Raw genomic sequence first — 525 nt, 5'->3', positions numbered from 1 at the left:
CTACATCCTTTTACTATAACCATAACCCGCTTTTTCTGCTTTCTTTTCAGTATTAGCAACTACTTTTATTTCTTTATTAATATCAGCAAATATTTTTTGAACGAACAAAAGGCTTTGAGAGGTTGAAAGGTGGGCTTGTGGGTCTGGTTTTAAATCCCTCATTTCAAGCATTTTAGCTTGAGCTTTAGAGCGTATTTTTAAATTTTCTTTTTGCCATTCTTCTGTAGCGTTAAAATCTCTAGGATCTAGTTCTAAATAAGCGATAGAACTTGGTTTATAAAAATCCACTTGTTTAGCGATAGCTTTTTGTGAATAGGGCAGAGATTCTAGCTCTTTTTGCAAATAAGCGATAAGCTCTTGCACTTTTGATCCTCTTTGAGAGCGGGGTTGTTTAGAGTTTGGGAGGTGTTTTGGCTGGATAGGGGTTTGATTGGTTTTTGTGGGTTTAGGGGTTTTGCATTCAGCTTCTACTTCTATAGCAATACCACCCTTAATTCCCACTTTTTTAATAAAGAATTGATTATG

The 525-nt window shown here is 35.4% G+C and carries 1 protein-coding gene; it reads right to left on the bottom strand.

The features are described 5' to 3' along the window. On the bottom strand, nucleotides 1–525 hold a 525-nt coding region (locus tag I6852_RS07895; protein ID WP_197292979.1), incomplete at its 5' end, for a DUF874 family protein.

This window comes from Helicobacter pylori, from assembly GCF_015904775.1.
GTDB classification, from domain to species: domain Bacteria; phylum Campylobacterota; class Campylobacteria; order Campylobacterales; family Helicobacteraceae; genus Helicobacter; species Helicobacter pylori_DM.
This window is presented reverse-complemented; position numbering and strand designations above follow the sequence as displayed.